The organism is Natrarchaeobius versutus (assembly GCF_041205745.1).
Taxonomy (GTDB): Archaea; Halobacteriota; Halobacteria; order Halobacteriales; family Natrialbaceae; genus Natrarchaeobius; species Natrarchaeobius versutus.
On the sequence record NZ_JBGFCC010000009.1, the window covers coordinates 86,811 to 101,108 of the forward strand.

General features: G+C 64.0%; 15 protein-coding genes and 1 pseudogene. 8 read left to right on the forward strand and 8 right to left on the reverse strand.

Annotation, left to right across the window (positions count from 1 at the left end; all coding sequences use genetic code 11):
• Positions 1 to 44: 44 nt before the first annotated feature.
• Complete coding sequence (locus AB7C87_RS18835) at positions 45 to 326, reverse strand: AbrB/MazE/SpoVT family DNA-binding domain-containing protein (RefSeq protein ID WP_369731049.1); 282 nt, start codon at positions 324 to 326, stop codon at positions 45 to 47.
• 98 nt (positions 327 to 424) lie between these two features.
• Between AB7C87_RS18835 and AB7C87_RS18840 the strand changes: the two genes are divergently transcribed.
• Positions 425 to 706: a hypothetical protein gene (locus AB7C87_RS18840; protein ID WP_369731050.1), complete on the forward strand. Its 282-nt coding sequence runs from the start codon at positions 425 to 427 to the stop codon at positions 704 to 706.
• On the opposite strand, the gene AB7C87_RS18845 is transcribed toward AB7C87_RS18840, so the two are convergent.
• Positions 640 to 1,533, reverse strand: coding sequence for a hypothetical protein (locus AB7C87_RS18845; protein ID WP_369731051.1), 894 nt, complete (start codon positions 1,531 to 1,533; stop codon positions 640 to 642). The genes AB7C87_RS18840 and AB7C87_RS18845 overlap by 67 nt on opposite strands.
• Before the next feature lie 258 nt (positions 1,534 to 1,791).
• Between AB7C87_RS18845 and leuB the strand changes: the two genes are divergently transcribed.
• The 4 genes and pseudogenes from leuB (at position 1,792) to AB7C87_RS18865 (ending at position 5,672) form a co-directional block, all read left to right on the forward strand.
• Entirely contained in the window at positions 1,792 to 2,772 is a 981-nt protein-coding gene (gene leuB / locus AB7C87_RS18850) for a 3-isopropylmalate dehydrogenase (RefSeq protein ID WP_369731052.1), read from the forward strand.
• 115 nt (positions 2,773 to 2,887) lie between these two features.
• A complete protein-coding gene (locus AB7C87_RS18855) occupies positions 2,888 to 3,778 on the forward strand; it encodes an ABC transporter permease (protein WP_369731053.1) in 891 nt (296 codons plus the stop codon).
• Positions 3,775 to 4,479 (forward strand): annotated as a pseudogene (locus tag AB7C87_RS18860) (ABC transporter ATP-binding protein); the annotation flags it as partial. The gene AB7C87_RS18855 and the pseudogene AB7C87_RS18860, both read left to right, overlap by 4 nt.
• A gap of 383 nt (positions 4,480 to 4,862) precedes the next feature.
• Entirely contained in the window at positions 4,863 to 5,672 is an 810-nt protein-coding gene (locus AB7C87_RS18865; RefSeq protein ID WP_369731054.1) for a DUF8130 domain-containing protein, read from the forward strand.
• A 36-nt stretch (positions 5,673 to 5,708) separates the two neighbouring features.
• On the opposite strand, the gene ilvA is transcribed toward AB7C87_RS18865, so the two are convergent.
• Both ilvA and AB7C87_RS18875 read right to left on the reverse strand, forming a co-directional pair.
• Positions 5,709 to 6,920 (reverse strand): threonine ammonia-lyase, encoded by a 1,212-nt coding sequence (gene ilvA, locus AB7C87_RS18870; RefSeq protein ID WP_369731055.1) that lies wholly within the window; start codon positions 6,918 to 6,920, stop codon positions 5,709 to 5,711.
• 307 nt (positions 6,921 to 7,227) lie between these two features.
• Positions 7,228 to 7,632 carry a gamma-glutamylcyclotransferase family protein gene (locus AB7C87_RS18875; protein WP_369731205.1) on the reverse strand — a complete coding sequence of 135 codons (405 nt, stop codon included), beginning with the start codon at positions 7,630 to 7,632 and terminating at the stop codon, positions 7,228 to 7,230.
• A gap of 114 nt (positions 7,633 to 7,746) precedes the next feature.
• Here AB7C87_RS18875 and AB7C87_RS18880 point away from each other — a divergent pair, with 114 nt between their 5' ends.
• Together AB7C87_RS18880 and AB7C87_RS18885 are read left to right on the forward strand one after the other, a co-directional pair.
• Positions 7,747 to 8,805, forward strand: coding sequence for a DUF7490 domain-containing protein (locus tag AB7C87_RS18880; RefSeq protein ID WP_369731056.1), 1,059 nt, complete (start codon positions 7,747 to 7,749; stop codon positions 8,803 to 8,805).
• The gene (locus tag AB7C87_RS18885; protein WP_369731057.1) at positions 8,802 to 9,131 is read left to right on the forward strand and encodes a DUF8060 family membrane protein; all 330 of its coding nucleotides are present in this window, start codon (positions 8,802 to 8,804) and stop codon (positions 9,129 to 9,131) included. The genes AB7C87_RS18880 and AB7C87_RS18885 overlap by 4 nt, the downstream gene beginning before the upstream one ends.
• Before the next feature lie 63 nt (positions 9,132 to 9,194).
• On the opposite strand, the gene citZ is transcribed toward AB7C87_RS18885, so the two are convergent.
• From citZ to AB7C87_RS18905, 4 genes are all read right to left on the reverse strand, one after another.
• The gene (citZ, locus tag AB7C87_RS18890) at positions 9,195 to 10,343 is read right to left on the reverse strand and encodes a citrate synthase (RefSeq protein WP_369731058.1); all 1,149 of its coding nucleotides are present in this window, start codon (positions 10,341 to 10,343) and stop codon (positions 9,195 to 9,197) included.
• Positions 10,344 to 10,512: 169 nt separating this feature from the next.
• Positions 10,513 to 11,166, reverse strand: coding sequence for a helix-turn-helix domain-containing protein (locus tag AB7C87_RS18895; RefSeq protein ID WP_369731059.1), 654 nt, complete (start codon positions 11,164 to 11,166; stop codon positions 10,513 to 10,515).
• 186 nt (positions 11,167 to 11,352) lie between these two features.
• The gene (locus AB7C87_RS18900; RefSeq protein ID WP_369731060.1) at positions 11,353 to 11,685 is read right to left on the reverse strand and encodes a Coenzyme F420 hydrogenase/dehydrogenase, beta subunit C-terminal domain; all 333 of its coding nucleotides are present in this window, start codon (positions 11,683 to 11,685) and stop codon (positions 11,353 to 11,355) included.
• 639 nt (positions 11,686 to 12,324) lie between these two features.
• Entirely contained in the window at positions 12,325 to 12,687 is a 363-nt protein-coding gene (locus tag AB7C87_RS18905; protein WP_149082262.1) for a cell division protein SepF, read from the reverse strand.
• A gap of 325 nt (positions 12,688 to 13,012) precedes the next feature.
• Here AB7C87_RS18905 and AB7C87_RS18910 point away from each other — a divergent pair, with 325 nt between their 5' ends.
• On the forward strand, positions 13,013 to 14,287 hold the full coding sequence (locus AB7C87_RS18910; RefSeq protein ID WP_369731061.1) for a PAS domain S-box protein: 1,275 nt from the start codon (positions 13,013 to 13,015) through the stop codon (positions 14,285 to 14,287).
• The last annotated feature ends 11 nt before the right edge of the window (positions 14,288 to 14,298 follow it).

Here is a 14,298-nt window from a genome sequence, read left to right on the forward strand (position 1 = left end):
ATAACTGAAACGATTCACACACTGATCGCCGATTCGTCTGGCGATCAGGTGGGCAATGACTTGCAGTGGCTACTGTATTCGACGTCGACGCCCCACGCGTCGTGTTCGCGTTCCGCGTCTGTCTCTTGCTCGCCGTCGTAGCCATCGGAATCGCTGAACGTACCGCTGCGCGGCTGGACGACCCGGACGCGGAGCGAGCCGTCGTCCTCGAGGTGCCAGCGGAGCGTGTCACCGTCGTCGATGCCGAGTTTCCGGCGGATGCTGGCGGGAATGTTCGCCTGATTCCCCGACACTTTGCTCTCCGAGTCGACACGCCCGCTACTCATACCGGGGGTTGCGATGGCGTCCGTTATAAATTGTAGTGTGCGCCCACACTAGCCCGACGTGGTGACTTCATTTATCCCGACGGTCGGGCACGACGTTCGTGATCCCCCACCGCCTCTCGACGGTCCGGGACGTCGATCGAATCCTCGTCGTCGACGACGGCCAGATCGTCGAAGAAGGGAGCCACGACGAGTTACTCGAGCGAGACGGCGCGTACGCCGACGTCTGGCGAGTCCAGGTGGGCGACGTCGACGCGCTTCCGGGCGAGTTCGTCTCGGAGGCCGCGGCGGTGATGCGCGACGATTGGCAGATACGCTACGGGTCCCGGCGGTCAAGATGGTCTTCGAGTGCTGCAACGACTGCCTCGTCGTCGATAAGGTAGCGGCGGCATCGAACGTCGACGAAGGGTAACGCCCGGTGGAGGACGATTGCGTCGTTGGTCACGCTGAAGCCATCAAACCGTGACCATGGAATGAGACGACGGGGGGCGAACCATCGCCCCTCTCTGTGCTGTTCTAGCCCCGCCGATGTCGCGCGATACGTGCGCTCGGTAACCATTGAGCGGACCACGAACACGGGTACAATCACGCCGGGCAAGACGGTAGTTACCGCCCTCCATCCGATTTGCCAGACGGCGAGTCCAGCGAGAAGGCAGACAACTGCGAGCGTGCCAACCACGAGCTTTAGCCGAGCGCGTTGGGGCCACCCTGTGCTCCACTCGACGGAGATGTCGGCGTCGTCTACTGTCGCGTTCGCCAGCCGGGTGCGGGCCATGAGGACGAGGTAGCTTCCCAACGACGTGGCTACAATCCCTGAGAGAAAGCCGATGAACCCAACGAGATTGGCCGCGCTGTCCGCCTGGAGGTCCGTAACGGCGAACGCGACGAAAAGGAAGAAGTGAAAGAAATAGAGACCCAGTGGGAGGACGCCGACAGCAGGGACGAGGACCGCAACCCGGGCAGAGTCAAACCACGCAACGAGTTCGCCCTGCCGGGAAACGATCCGTGTGACAGCGACGGTGAGAACTGCCCCCACTGTCCCAAGCGAGCCGAGCGCGACGGGCCAACTCGCCACCTCCAGGCGCTGTACCACGATGAGTACGAGCGCTGGTGAGATCAGCGCGGCGACGTAGAGCCCGGCCACGAGACCGAACCGCTCGTCTAGTTGCTCCGGCGTCTGGAGCGGTTCACAACTGGAGCGAACCTGCATGCGCAATTTGTTTCATTCGACTGTCCATATAGACTTCGACACGTCCGTTCTCGACGGGGTCCCAGTATGAACGGTGTCGAACCAAGAGATTTCAACAGAGCTGTTCGCTCCGGAAATGACGTCCAGCAGACCGTATGAGAAACTCCGGATTCAAGTCATCGTCTTCGGCCCCTTCCTCCGCTCGTTCTCGCGGCCGACGTCTCGTCCGCGCCTCGAGACATCGATACCCTCTTTTCGGCGTGCGGTAGAGGTAGGGGCATGACAGACGAGATCACCGTCATCCCCGGCGACGGCATCGGACAGGAAGTGACGCCAGCAGCAGTCGAGGTGCTCGAGTCCCTCGAGGTCGACTTCGCGTTCCAGGAGGCAGAGGCGGGCGACTACGTGCGGTCGGAGACCGGCGAGGCGCTTCCCGCGGACACGTACGACCTCGTGGCCTCGACGGACGCGACGCTGTTCGGTGCGGTGGGTGAGACGGCGGCGGACGTCATCCTCCCGCTTCGGGAAGCGGTCGACTCGTTCGTCAACGTCAGACCCGCGACGGTGTACCCCGGCGTCGACGCCTTGCGGCCCGAGACGGATCTCGTCTTCCTTCGCGAAAATACGGAGGGCGTCTACTCCGGTCACGAGGACCGGCTGAGCGACGACCTCTCGACGCTGACGCGCGTCGTCACGTCTTCGGCCTCCGAACGGCTGGCCGAATTTGCGTGTGACTTCGTCGAAGACAACGGCTACGACGGCTTTCACGTCGCCCACAAGGCGAACGTGATGCGCGAGACCGACGGCCGATTCCGCGATTCGATCGTCTCGGTCGCCGACGAACGGGGCGTCGAGACCGAGGAGGTGCTGATGGACGCCTTCGCGACCCACGTCTGTCTCGATCCCGGCCAGTTCGACGTCGTCGTCTGCCCGAATCTCGCCGGAGACGTTCTCTCCGATCTCGCGGCGGGCCTCGTCGGCGGCCTCGGCATGCTTCCGAGCGCCAACATCGGCCCCGAACGCGGCCTGTTCGAGCCCGTCCACGGCTCCGCGCCCGACATCGCCGGGGAAGGCGTCGCCAACCCCGCCGCGACGATCATCTCCGCGGCCATGATGCTCGAGTACCTCGGCCACGACGAGGAGGGCCAGCGCGTCCGCGACGCCGTCGAGGGCGTCCTCGAGGACGGTCCACGAACGCCGGACCTCGGTGGCGACGCCTCGACCGAGGACGTGACGAACGCGATCGTCGAGCGCCTGTAGCGGTCGTTGACGCCGGAACTCCGGCAGTCGCTGGCTTGCGTCGATCTCGAGGTGATGTTCCGACCTCGAGAACGATAGATTTCATTTATTACGCTCCGTTGATCACAGGGAGCTAATGCGATGGTACCCGCTCGCGCGCGAGGAAGCCAGGGCCCTCCTTCGGTCGAAAGGCGTCTGGTTGCTCTCGCTCGCCCTCCTCGTGTGGACGTATCGCCCCTCCTACGACGTCTGGAACGAACTCGGCCCCGACATGACGGTCGGTTTCCTCCAGTTCGCCGGCGGACTCGTGGTCCCGGTCGCCGCGGTGATCCTCGGCTACCGCGCGATCGCCGGCGAGCGCGCGTCGGGGAGTCTGAAGTTCCTCCTCGGATTACCGCTGACTCGAGGCGAGATCCTCTTGGGAAAGATCGTCGGCCGGTTGGCCGGCATCGCGGTCCCGGCGTTTCTCGCACTGGGGATCGTCACCGTCGCCGGGGTGATCCAGTACGGCCTGTTCTCGCCGCTTCGGTATCTGGCTGTCTTCGCGGTGACGGTGCTCTATCTCCTCGCGCTCGTCTCGATCGTGATCTCCGTTTCGGCGATCGTCCGTCGGACGACGACGGCCGCGGCGACACTGTTTATCGGATTCGTCTTGATCCTCGAGATCTTCTGGCAGATGTTCGTGCCGGGGATCTACTCGCGGCTCACCGGGGTCCCGGTCAACCCGTACGATCCGCCCGCGGAGGGCGGACTGTTTCTCATGGACCGGCTCTCTCCTACGGGTGCGTACAACGTCGCGACGAACGGCATTCTCGACGCCGGCAACTCCGCCTGGCACCACCCGAGCGTCATTTCGGTCCTGCAACCCGGCCGCAGTTCCAACGCCCTCGCCGTCGGGGAGGCGTTCGACCCCGGAACCGCCCCGCTGTACCTCCACGAGGCGGGCGGTATCGTTATCCTCGTCGCCTGGATCGTGATCCCGCTGTCGATCGCCTACTATCGGTTCGACGAGGGTGATCTCGCGTGAACTCCGCAAACGGTGGGGACGACGGCGCGCTCGAGCAATCGAGTCCCGAGCCGGTCGTCGAAACCGAGGGCCTCACGAAGCGCTACGGTTCGACGGCGGCCGTCGAGGACCTCTCGCTGACCGTCGAATCGGGCGAGGTCTACGGCTTCCTCGGCCCCAACGGTGCCGGCAAGTCGACGACGATCAACCTCCTGATGGACTACATCAGGCCGACCGAGGGATCGATCCGCGTGCTCGGACTGGACCCGCGTACGGACGTCGTCGACGTCCACCAGCGCGTCGGCATCCTCCCCGATGGATTCAGCGTCTACGAGAACCGGACAGCCCGCGACCACCTACGGCTGGTCATCGACACCAAGGGAGCCGACGACCACCCCGAGCAACTGTTAGAGCGCGTCGGCCTCGCCGAGGCGATCGACGACGACGCCGGGGGCTACTCTCGAGGGATGCGCCAGCGCCTCGCGCTCGCGATGGCGCTCGTGGGCGAACCCGACCTGCTGATTCTGGACGAGCCGTTCTCCGGACTCGACCCTCACGGCGTCCGCACGGTCCGCGAGATCGCCCACGAGGAGAACGAACGCGGCGCGACCGTCTTCTTCTCGAGTCACGTCCTCGGACAGGTCGAACTCGTCTGCGATCGGATGGGAATTCTCCACGAGGGCGAACTCGTCGCCGAGGGGACACTCGAGGAGTTACGCGCGGAGGCGCCGGTGACGACGGAACTCGAACTCGTCGTCGACGGTGATCCCGAGCGCGCCCGCCGGGCGGCGAGTGGCGTCTCCGGCGTCGTCGACGCGTCGGTCGCGATGGACGGTGCCGGCTCGAGTGGCGAGTCGTCGTCTGTGGAGGCCGGCCCACCGTTGGCCGACGTCGAGGGCGAACCGGCTTCCTCGGCCGGAACCGCGACCGCGACCGTCGCCGAGACGGTGGTCGTTCGCCTCGAGTCGGCCGATCGGCACGAAGACGTGATCGCCGCCGTCGAGGAGACGGGCGTGGCGGTGCGACGAGCCGATCTCGAGGCGCCTTCCGTCGAATCGATCTTCGTCGCGCAGACTGAGGAGGCGGCCGACGGAGGTGAGTTGCGATGACCGCCGAGCGCGGCGAATCGGGCGACGATCCCGCTAGGACCGACGAGGGCAGAGCCGGTGATAATCGTACCGGCGGTCGGAGACGCGGGTCGACGTTCCGTCGGCGAACCCTTCTCGGTACCGTCGCCGCGTCGACTGCGGCGCTCGCCGGCTGTATGGCCGACACGGAGTACGCTGTCGTCGGCGCCTCGAGTGACCCCCTCGAGGATGCGCCCCTCTTGTTCGACCTCGAGGTCGTCGACCCCGAAATCCGCGTCGACTCCCCCGGCGTGATCGAACTCACCGTCCAAAACGTCGACGACGGACCGATCGAACTGGTCAGCATGGGAATCCGTCCGTTCGGCGCCCTCGAGTTGCGCGCGGAGCCGGAGGGTCACCCGGGCGAGACGTGGATCAAACTTTGGAGCGACGAGTACGAGGAGAGCCCGCACGTGGACGTACGGCCGAACGGGATGCGTCTCGACGGCGAGGAGCTGGTGATGACGCTCTTTCCCGACGAGTCGTTCTCGTTCCCATACGAGATCTTCGGCGAGAATGTCACGCGAGACGGTACGTACGAGCTCTCGGGTCGGCTGGGCGACGATCACGTCGTCAGATATCGCCGTCCGGACGAGGAGAACGGCGGCGAAACCGGCAACGACGAGAGTAACGAAAACCGGGATGATGGGAACGGCGACGAGGGCGATGAGAGGGAAGACGGTGACGGAGACGAGGGGGTAGACGACGGGAGCAGATTAGACGGAGTCGGTCTCACTCCGACGACCGAGATCGAAATCGAAGCCGAAAGCCGAATCCCGTTTCGCTGATTCGACGAGGCAGAGTCAGCGAGCGGCAACCACCGTTCAGACCAGTACGTCCACCTCGTAACCCGCCTCCCGGAGATCCGCGAGGAACTCCTCGACGTGATCCGGCCCGCGCATCTCGAGGTCGATCTCGACTTCGGTGTCGCTCATCTCGACGTCGCGGGACGTCCGGTCGTGGTGGATCGCGTAGATGTTCGCCCGGTGGGCGGTGAAGATCTCGAGCAGTCGAGCCAGCGCGCCGGGCTGGTCGGTGAGGACGGTTCGGATCTTCAGGTAACGGCCGGTCTCGACGAGGCCGCGGACGATGACGTTGGTGAGCGTGTTCAGGTCGATGTTTCCGCCCGAGAGGACGGGAACGACCGTTTCGCCCTCGGCGTAGGCGAACTTCTCGAACAGCAGCGCCGCGAGCGGTACCGCGCCCGCTCCCTCGATGAGCGTCTTCGAGCGCTCGAGCAGGTAGATCGTCGCGACGGCGATCTCCGGATCGGAGACGGTGACGACCTCGTCGACGTGTTCGCGAATGTGCTCGAAGGTTCGTTCACCGATGCTCCGCGTGGCGATCCCGTCGGCGATCGTGTGAACGCCCTCGAGCGAGACGCGTTCGCCCTTCTCGAGTGAGGCCGCGGCGCTCGAGGCGCCCTCCGCCTGGACGCCGATGACGCGCGCGTCGGGGTTTCGTCCCTTGACGGCGGTGGCGATCCCGCTGATCAGGCCACCGCCGCCGATGGGGACGACGACCGTTTCGACGTCGGGACAGTCTTCGATGATCTCGAGGCCGATCGTTCCCTGGCCGGCCATCACCATCTCGTCGTCGAAGGCGTGGACGTACGTTCGTCCCTCCTCGCGTTCGATCTCGTGGGCGCGTTCTGCCGCCTCGGCGTAGTCAGTACCGTCGAGAACGACCTCGGCTCCGTAGTTGCGGGTCGCCTCGACCTTCGAGTTTGGCGCGTGTTCGGGCATGACGATCGTCGAGTCGACGCCGACCCGCGTCGCCGCGAGCGCGACGCCCTGGGCGTGATTTCCCGCACTCGCCGTCACGACGCCCGCCTCCTTCTGGGACTCCGAAAGCGTCGCGATCCGGTTCGTCGCCCCGCGGATCTTGAACGCGCCGGTCCGCTGAAACGTCTCCAGTTTGAGGTGGACGTCGGCTCCGATCATCGCAGAGTAGGTGTGAGAGCGCTCGAGGGGGGTATGTCGTGAGGTTTCGCGTACCCGTTCACGGGCCTCGAGCACGTCAGCGAGTTCGAGCATGTCCTCGCGTAGTCGCCGCGGACCGTAATACCTGGGGCTGTCGCTCAGCGTGAGGAAACAGTATCGACGGACGTGACCCGTCGACTGGGTTCGACTGACAGGTCGTCGAACCCGGTATCCCGGAGTCCGTCGATACAAACCGCGCTGTCGAACGGACACCACGGTAGGGAATACAGGGATGCACGGCGTGTGACGTGCGAGTGTAGAGGGGAACGCCGAGCATATAAATCCCATCCCTCCAGAGTGAAAGTGTAACCGCAAGACTGCGCCACGGTGTTCGCCGCGTCAGACGGCCGAACGACGGCCGTCATTCGCGTCGGTGTACCATACCATTCGACCGCTCGAGTGCGGCCCGGACGCGCGCGGCGAACGACGATCCCTCGGGCCACTCGACCCGCCCAGCGACGCCCAGCCGATCCGGCCGACCGACGTACACCCGAACCGTCTGTTCGCCGTCGGCGAGAGGGACACCGACGCGGACGTAGAGACCGGTATCGACGCCCTCGTACCGGTCGAGACGCTCGAGTCCGACGTTGTCGACCTCGAGCAATCTCCCGTCGACGCTCCCGCCGGGGGCGAGCGTCGGGTATCGTCCCTCGACTCGGTGGAGCCCCTCGAGGGTCGCCGTCCCGTCGAATTCGTACCGTTCGTCGCCGAGTACCGCCTCGACGCGTTCGGGGTCGGTCAGCGTTCCGTAGACGAAGACGTACACGTCTTCGAATTCGTGACGGTGGGCCTTTCCGATTGCGCCGCTACCACAACGACCTGCCGTTCGTTCAGGCAAAATTACACAAAACACTTATCAGATCGCTCGAGTCGAGTTCGCATGAACCGTGAGTACGTGCTCGCGATCGCCGCCCTGGTCGTCGTGGCCGCCGCGCTCGCGACCTTGGCCCTCTCCGGTGCGATCGCGGACCCCGACGATCCAGAAACGGGTGCGTCGGTGGAGTCACACGCGTCCCTCCAGGAAGTAACGATCGCCGCCGACGAGGTCTCGGGTGAGACGGCCTCGCTCGCCGTCGACACCTACCTCACTGCCTACGGTGGATCAGTCGAGAACGTGACCGTCGTCCATCGGGCGACCGACACGGACACCGGCCTCGTCGAGGACACGACCGAACGCGAGGTCGGGACGCTCGAGCGCGACGCCGAGACGACGTCACAGTCGACGGTCGACGTCCCCCGTGAGGGCGGATACGAGATCGAGACGTTCGTCTACGTCGACGGTGAGCGGACCGAGTCCGCGACACACCGGGTCTCGGGGGTCGATTCCCTGACGCCCGCTTACGCCGACACCGGGCTCGAGTTCCACCGGTTCGGCGAGCACTACGGTGGCGCGTTCGAGAACGTCCCCGCCATCGAGTACTCCGTGGAGTCGACGTCGGGCGACGACGCGACGCTCGAGGTCACGAGCCATCTCACGAATACCGGCGACGACCCCACTGACTCGCTCGAACTCGAGGTGAAGGCCCGTCAGGCGGATTCGAACGTCGTCGCCGACACCGAGACCGTTCCGATCTCGGACGTCGACTCCGGCGAGACGGCGACGCCGACCGCGACGCTCGAGGTCACGGACGAGTATCGTTACTACCTCGATGCGGTCCTCTGGCTCGACGGAACGATCGTCGCAACGGACCGCGCCATGGCCGACCTCCGGCCGGAATCCGTGGTGGCAAACGAGACCGACGTCGAGAGCACGTTTTCGACGGCCGATTTCGAGGACGACGACGGGCTCGAGACGACGGAGGCTGGACCGGTCGACGACTCCCCCGACGGGGACACCGAGGCGGAGGATGTCGACGAGGTTCCCGGATTCGGCGCTTCCACGGCCGCGCTGTCGGCCGTCGTGGCGATCGCACTGATACTCACACGGAGAAAACGATGACCGATACGACCTCACAATCCGACGCTTCGATCGAATCGTCCGACAACCGTCCGCGCTCGCGAGCCGAGTCCGAATCGAACACTCGCTCGAGACTCCGCCCAGGAAACGTTCGACGATTCCTCGCCTGGTGCGCTCTCGCCGTCTGTTCGTTGCTCGCGGTCTACGCGCTGTTTCGGTTCTACGGGAGTGTGAGCGCGGCGATCGATCTCTGGGTCGAGCCCAGACACCAGCCCCTGATTCACGCCGCGTTCAACCTCGTGGTCTTGCTCTCCTCGCTCGTCGGCATCTCGTTGCTCGTCCGGGAGTTGAGCAACGGCGGCGACTAACCGCTCGGACGTGAATACGACGGATCGAACGACTCGAGACGAAAACTGATTCGGTGTCGACCTCTACCGCTCCTCGAGCGGGACGAACTCCTGATCCTCGGGTCCGGTGTAGCGGGCGCGGGGACGGATGAGCCGGTTGTCATCCTGGTACTCGAGGACGTGGGCGATCCAGCCGCCTGCGCGGCTCATCGCGAAAATCGGGGTATACATGTCGATCGGAATGCCGAGCTGGTAGTAGACGGAGCCGGAGTAGAAGTCCACGTTCGGGGCGATCCCCTTCTCCGGGAGTCCCTTCTCCTCGGTGAGGTAGCTCTCGATCGTCGTCGTGTACTCGTACCACCGGTCTTCGCCGTTTTCGGCGAGTTCCTTGCTTCGCTCCTGGAGGATTCGCGCCCGCGGGTCCTTGACGTTGTAGACGCGGTGGCCGAAGCCGGGGATTCGTCGGCCGTCCTCGATCGCCTGTTCGATCCACTCGCGGTGGTCGAGGTCGCTCTCGTCGATCTCGAACAGGAACTCCATGACGTCCTGGTTCGCACCGCCGTGAAGCGGCCCGGAGAGCGCGCCGATGCCGCCAGTGACTGCGCTGTAGATGTCGGCCATCGTCGAGCCGATCACCATCGAGGTAAACGTCGAGGCGTTCAGCCCGTGATCGGCGTGGAGAATCAGCGCCTGGTCGAACGTCTCCGCGGCGATGTCGTCGGGTTCCTCGCCGGTCAGCATGTAGAGGAAGTTCGCCGCGAGCCCCAGATCGGCGTGTGGATCGACCGGCTCTTCGCCGAGGCGATAGCGCTCGAACGCGGCCAGCGCCGTCGGGATCTTCGCAGTGATACGTCGACCCTTTCGGAGCGTGGCCTCCAGATCTGCGGGATCGGCGTCGGCTTCGGGCTCGGACGCCGAGAACATCGACACGGCCGTTCGCAGGGCCGCCATCGGCTGTTCGCCGGCGTCGGCCAGTCGCTCCATCGTCGCCAGGACGTCCTCGCTGACCGCCCGCTCCTCGTTCAGGGAGTCAGTAAACGCCTCGAGTTCGTCCTCGGCCGGGAGGTGGCCGTGCCACAACAGGTAGAGGACTTCTTCGTAGTTCGCACCGCGTGCGAGGTCTTCGATCGCATAGCCGCGATAGATCAGTCGACCTTCGTCGCCGTTAATGGAGCTGAGTTCCGATTCCGCGACGAGAACCCCCTCCAGTCCTTTCCTGAGGTCGTCAACCATACTCGCAGTTTCGCATCCCGATGGAAAAGTATTGTCGTTTGTCCGCCCTCACGGCCGAACACGTCCGATGTATGCGTTTACTCGCGTTCGCGTGAACGACTGAAAGAAACTATTCGGTGGGTAATTGAACGTTCGTCTACTCCTTTTCCGTAAGATGGATCCGTTTTCGTTATTTTTCCAGAATCCCGTCCATGAGCTTCGTCTGGGCGGCGGCTAAGTGCTCGGTGAACGTCGACCGCGCGACGCCGAGTTCGGCCGCTACGTCCGTCGCGTTCGCACCTTTCGGATACTCGAAGTAGCCCATCTCGTGGGCCGTCTCGAGGATCTCCCGTTGCCGGTCGGTCAGCGCGCCCCGATCGACGACGACTGGGTCGATCGATCCGCCGTCAGGATCTTGCGTGAGTTCCTCGACGAGGACGCCGTCGAAACGCTCGCGGAGTCCGTCGACGATCGCGGCGAGCTCCTCGAGTTCCAGCGTCCGAAACGACAGCAACAACGTCCCGCCTCGAGCGCGAACCGACGACACCGGCGCGCCAGATCCTTCGACGATCTCACACGCACAGCCGGCAGTACGTTCGCGTTCGAACCGGTACACCGTCTCGCGGTCGTTCGCCTGAACTGGGGTGAGGTCTGGGTCGGCCTCGTCCAGTATCGGTTCGCTCGCGACCGGCAACGAAAACTCCTCGACGACGCGGTCTTCGTCTTCTCTGTTGGCTCGCGTCCAGGTTACCGACTCCGCCGGTTCGTCGGTGGTTTCCGAGACGGTCGCGACCGGACAGCCCTCGGGATCGGATACGGCGACGGTCGCACGAAACCCTGTCATACGTATTCGTAGGGTTCGCCCGTGACATAACCTCCCACAGCAATTCCCATGCAGTGAAAGTACCGGCCTGAACGCCCGCCGAATTCTGCCCGCGGATTCCGCTTCGTCACGATGGTTCGCCCGTGGATTCTACTTTGCCCCGGCGGTTTTCCCGCGGGTTCCTTTCGTCTCGGTGGCGCCCCGGGATCAACACCACTCCTCGTACTGATGGACTCGAGCCGGGTTGAGCGGTTCGGGTTCTCGGTTGGTTCCGTCGTAGGCGCGTCGGTGGTCCTCGTAGCCGATCCCGATTTCGGCGTCGGCGTCGAACTCCCGCGGGAGCGTCGACTCGGCCCGACGGCGGTTCCACTCCGAAAGTCGATCGAGGGCGTCCGGAGTGGTGATTGCAGTCGACTCGAGTGTGTCGACGCCGTCCCAGACTGCTTTCCCCGTCTCGGTTCGAACCACGACGGTCGTCCACCCCTTGTCGGTGCCGACGCTCCCGACGCTGACGTCCGTCGCGGCGCCGACGAAGTCCACACACTCCTCCCAGCCGGGTTATCCGGTCGCGTCGAACGCGTCGACGTCTTCCTCGAGGAGGAGCTGAACGCGTCGTCGCCGGGAAGCTTCCCCGCGGTGACACTGTTCGGGTCGCGAAACGCCTCAGCCGGGACGTTGACCGCCCCGGGGACGTGCCCGAGTTCTTCGCGATCGCGGGTCGGCCGAACGTCGACGACGACTGACTCCCGGTGGTCTCGAGCCACGCCGGTGAGACGATCGAAAACCGTTTGCTCATAACCCTTCGTCCCTCCGCTCGAGTCTGGTTTCCTGACCGATCCGGTCCGAACGCGTATCGGAGCGGGCTGATCGCGTACTCATAGTGTACCGAAGGGGAGCCACCGTACTCCCTTTCAGCTACGCCTCGGGGTAAGCCATACCCCGGCTCCGCAACGACGACAGCGGGCCGTCAACGCCGGTAACGATGGCGGAACCTGTCGGATGAACGCGATCTATAGAGCGAGCGAAACGGATCGATTGACCCAGGATCGCTCGCGACCATCCATCAAAATACAAATGTGTCTCCGAAGGCGGCAAAATATGCGGGGAATACCGCCGCACATTTGGAGTATACTGTTCAAGATGATGACGGTTCGTTCCGCTACCCCGAACGCGAGGCGGTCAGAACGATTGGCCGAGTTTCTCGCGGCTGATCCGGATGCCGGTCGGCGTGATGATCATCTGATCGTCGCCTTTGCGGACGATGTCACCGTCGACCTCCTGGGCGACCTGTCTCAGTTCGTCGACGATGTGTTCGACCGTGCTGTCTTTGGTCCGCAGGCGCGTCACGTCGGCGATAACGATGTCGCCGTCGTAGACGGCCTCCTTGATGTCGATCGCGTCGGCCTGTCCGCCGACCTCTGCGATGTGTACTTGCATGCTCGCGCCGGCCGAGTCCGCCGCGACGTCGTCGAGGTCCAGTTCGACGTAATCCTCGGCGGTCCGCGTCTGATCACCGCCGATGATCTTGCTCATAATTCCCATTGCAAGAAGACACCGTCGCGGCGAGTATAGTTCTTACGTCAGACACAATCACGAGTGTAGACAGGTCCCAGATGCGTGAGGTGGAATCGAATTCGGAACTTGTAGAATGGGGCGTCTGTAGTCATACGCTCTTATTTACCCTCCAAATGTCTATTTCCTATGGAAATATTATTTGGAGAGACCGTCCGAGTGAGGCAATACACTACCTAAATACGAGCCTTGTTTCGATCGGGAGTTAATTGTGGCATTTACGGTAGGATATCAACATAGTTTTGCATTTTGAGATCCTATTCTGGGTACGTTGATACCTGAGCATTCAACCCGAGTGCTCGTCGTCGGTGCTGACTGCTCGTCGCTACGTCTCGGAGAGGGATTCGACGTTCGGTTCGAGCCGACAGCTGAGGCAGGACGCACCGTTCTCGCGGACGATTCGACGCCGATCGACTGTATCGTCACCCATCACGGCCGGATCGACTGCCTCGATGCGCTCGAGACGCTCCGCGAGACGAATCCCGACGTGCCGTGTATCGTCGACCTCGGGCCGGAGGATCGGTCGATCGCGGCTGAAGCGATCGACCGAGGTGCGACAGACTACCACGTCGCCAACGGATCGAGTTCGCTTCTGGCGACCCGAATTCGAACCGCCGTGGATCGCCCGCCGAGACGAACGCTCGAGCGACGAAACCGCCGACTCGAGACGCTCATCGATAACCTTCCCGGCATCGTCTACCGGTGTCGGAACGAATCCGGGTGGCCGATGGAGAGCGTCGAAGGCGAGTGCGAGCAGATCACCGGCTATCCCGCCGAGGCGTTCGAACGCGGTGACGTTTCGATGGGACACGACGTGGTTCGCCAGGACGACCGTAACAGAGTCTGGGGGAGGGTCCAGAACGCACTCGAGAGTCGAGAGCCCTACGAAGTTTCGTATCGAATCACCACTGCTGACGGAATCACTCGGTGGGTGTGGGAACGAGGACGGGGGATCTACGACGATGGGGAGCTTACGGCACTCGAGGGGTTCATCGCGGACATCACCGACCGGACTGAAGGTGAACGAGAGCGCCAGCTGAACCAGCGACGCTTCGAGGCAATCTTCGACGACCCCAAAATGTTCGTCGCGTTGCTCGACCTCGATGGGGCGTTGCTACAGGCGAATTGTGCGGCGATGGCACACGTCGACGCGGACCGATCCGCGGTCGCCGGGGAACCGTTCTGGGAGACGCCCTGGTGGACCGAAACCATCGCCGACAGGGTCGAACAGTGGGTCGAACGAGCCGCGGCCGGAGAGTACGTCGGATACGAGACGAACCTCGACCCGACGGACGGCACCAGCGCACGGGTCAGTGGAACGATCCGCCCGGTCACGAACGAAGATGACGAGCCCACTTCGCTGATCGCTACCGCACGCAACATCACGGACCAACGCGACCGCAACCGCCGACTCGAGCAAACGCGCGATCAACTCGCCGTGCTCAACCAGGTCGTCCGCCACGATCTTCGAAACCACATGCAGGTCGTCCGCGGGCGAGGCAGGTTGTTAGCCGATCACGTCGACGGTGACGGCGATCGACCTGACCACTACGGCGCGGGAACTGGCTGAAACGATGTCCG

Excerpts from the sequence above, each read along its gene's own strand:
- AB7C87_RS18835 (WP_369731049.1), bottom strand. The coding sequence starts at position 326 with ATGAGTAGCGGGCGTGTCGACTCGGAGAGCAAAGTGTCGGGGAATCAG.
- leuB (WP_369731052.1), top strand. The coding sequence starts at position 1,792 with ATGACAGACGAGATCACCGTCATCCCCGGCGACGGCATCGGACAGGAA.
- AB7C87_RS18895 (WP_369731059.1), bottom strand. The coding sequence starts at position 11,166 with ATGACAGGGTTTCGTGCGACCGTCGCCGTATCCGATCCCGAGGGCTGT.
- AB7C87_RS18880 (WP_369731056.1), top strand. The coding sequence starts at position 7,747 with ATGAACCGTGAGTACGTGCTCGCGATCGCCGCCCTGGTCGTCGTGGCC.
- AB7C87_RS18885 (WP_369731057.1), top strand. The coding sequence starts at position 8,802 with ATGACCGATACGACCTCACAATCCGACGCTTCGATCGAATCGTCCGAC.
- citZ (WP_369731058.1), bottom strand. The coding sequence starts at position 10,343 with ATGGTTGACGACCTCAGGAAAGGACTGGAGGGGGTTCTCGTCGCGGAA.
- AB7C87_RS18905 (WP_149082262.1), bottom strand. The coding sequence starts at position 12,687 with ATGGGAATTATGAGCAAGATCATCGGCGGTGATCAGACGCGGACCGCC.
- AB7C87_RS18845 (WP_369731051.1), bottom strand. The coding sequence starts at position 1,533 with ATGCAGGTTCGCTCCAGTTGTGAACCGCTCCAGACGCCGGAGCAACTA.
- AB7C87_RS18855 (WP_369731053.1), top strand. The coding sequence starts at position 2,888 with ATGCGATGGTACCCGCTCGCGCGCGAGGAAGCCAGGGCCCTCCTTCGG.
- AB7C87_RS18865 (WP_369731054.1), top strand. The coding sequence starts at position 4,863 with ATGACCGCCGAGCGCGGCGAATCGGGCGACGATCCCGCTAGGACCGAC.
- ilvA (WP_369731055.1), bottom strand. The coding sequence starts at position 6,920 with ATGCTCGAACTCGCTGACGTGCTCGAGGCCCGTGAACGGGTACGCGAA.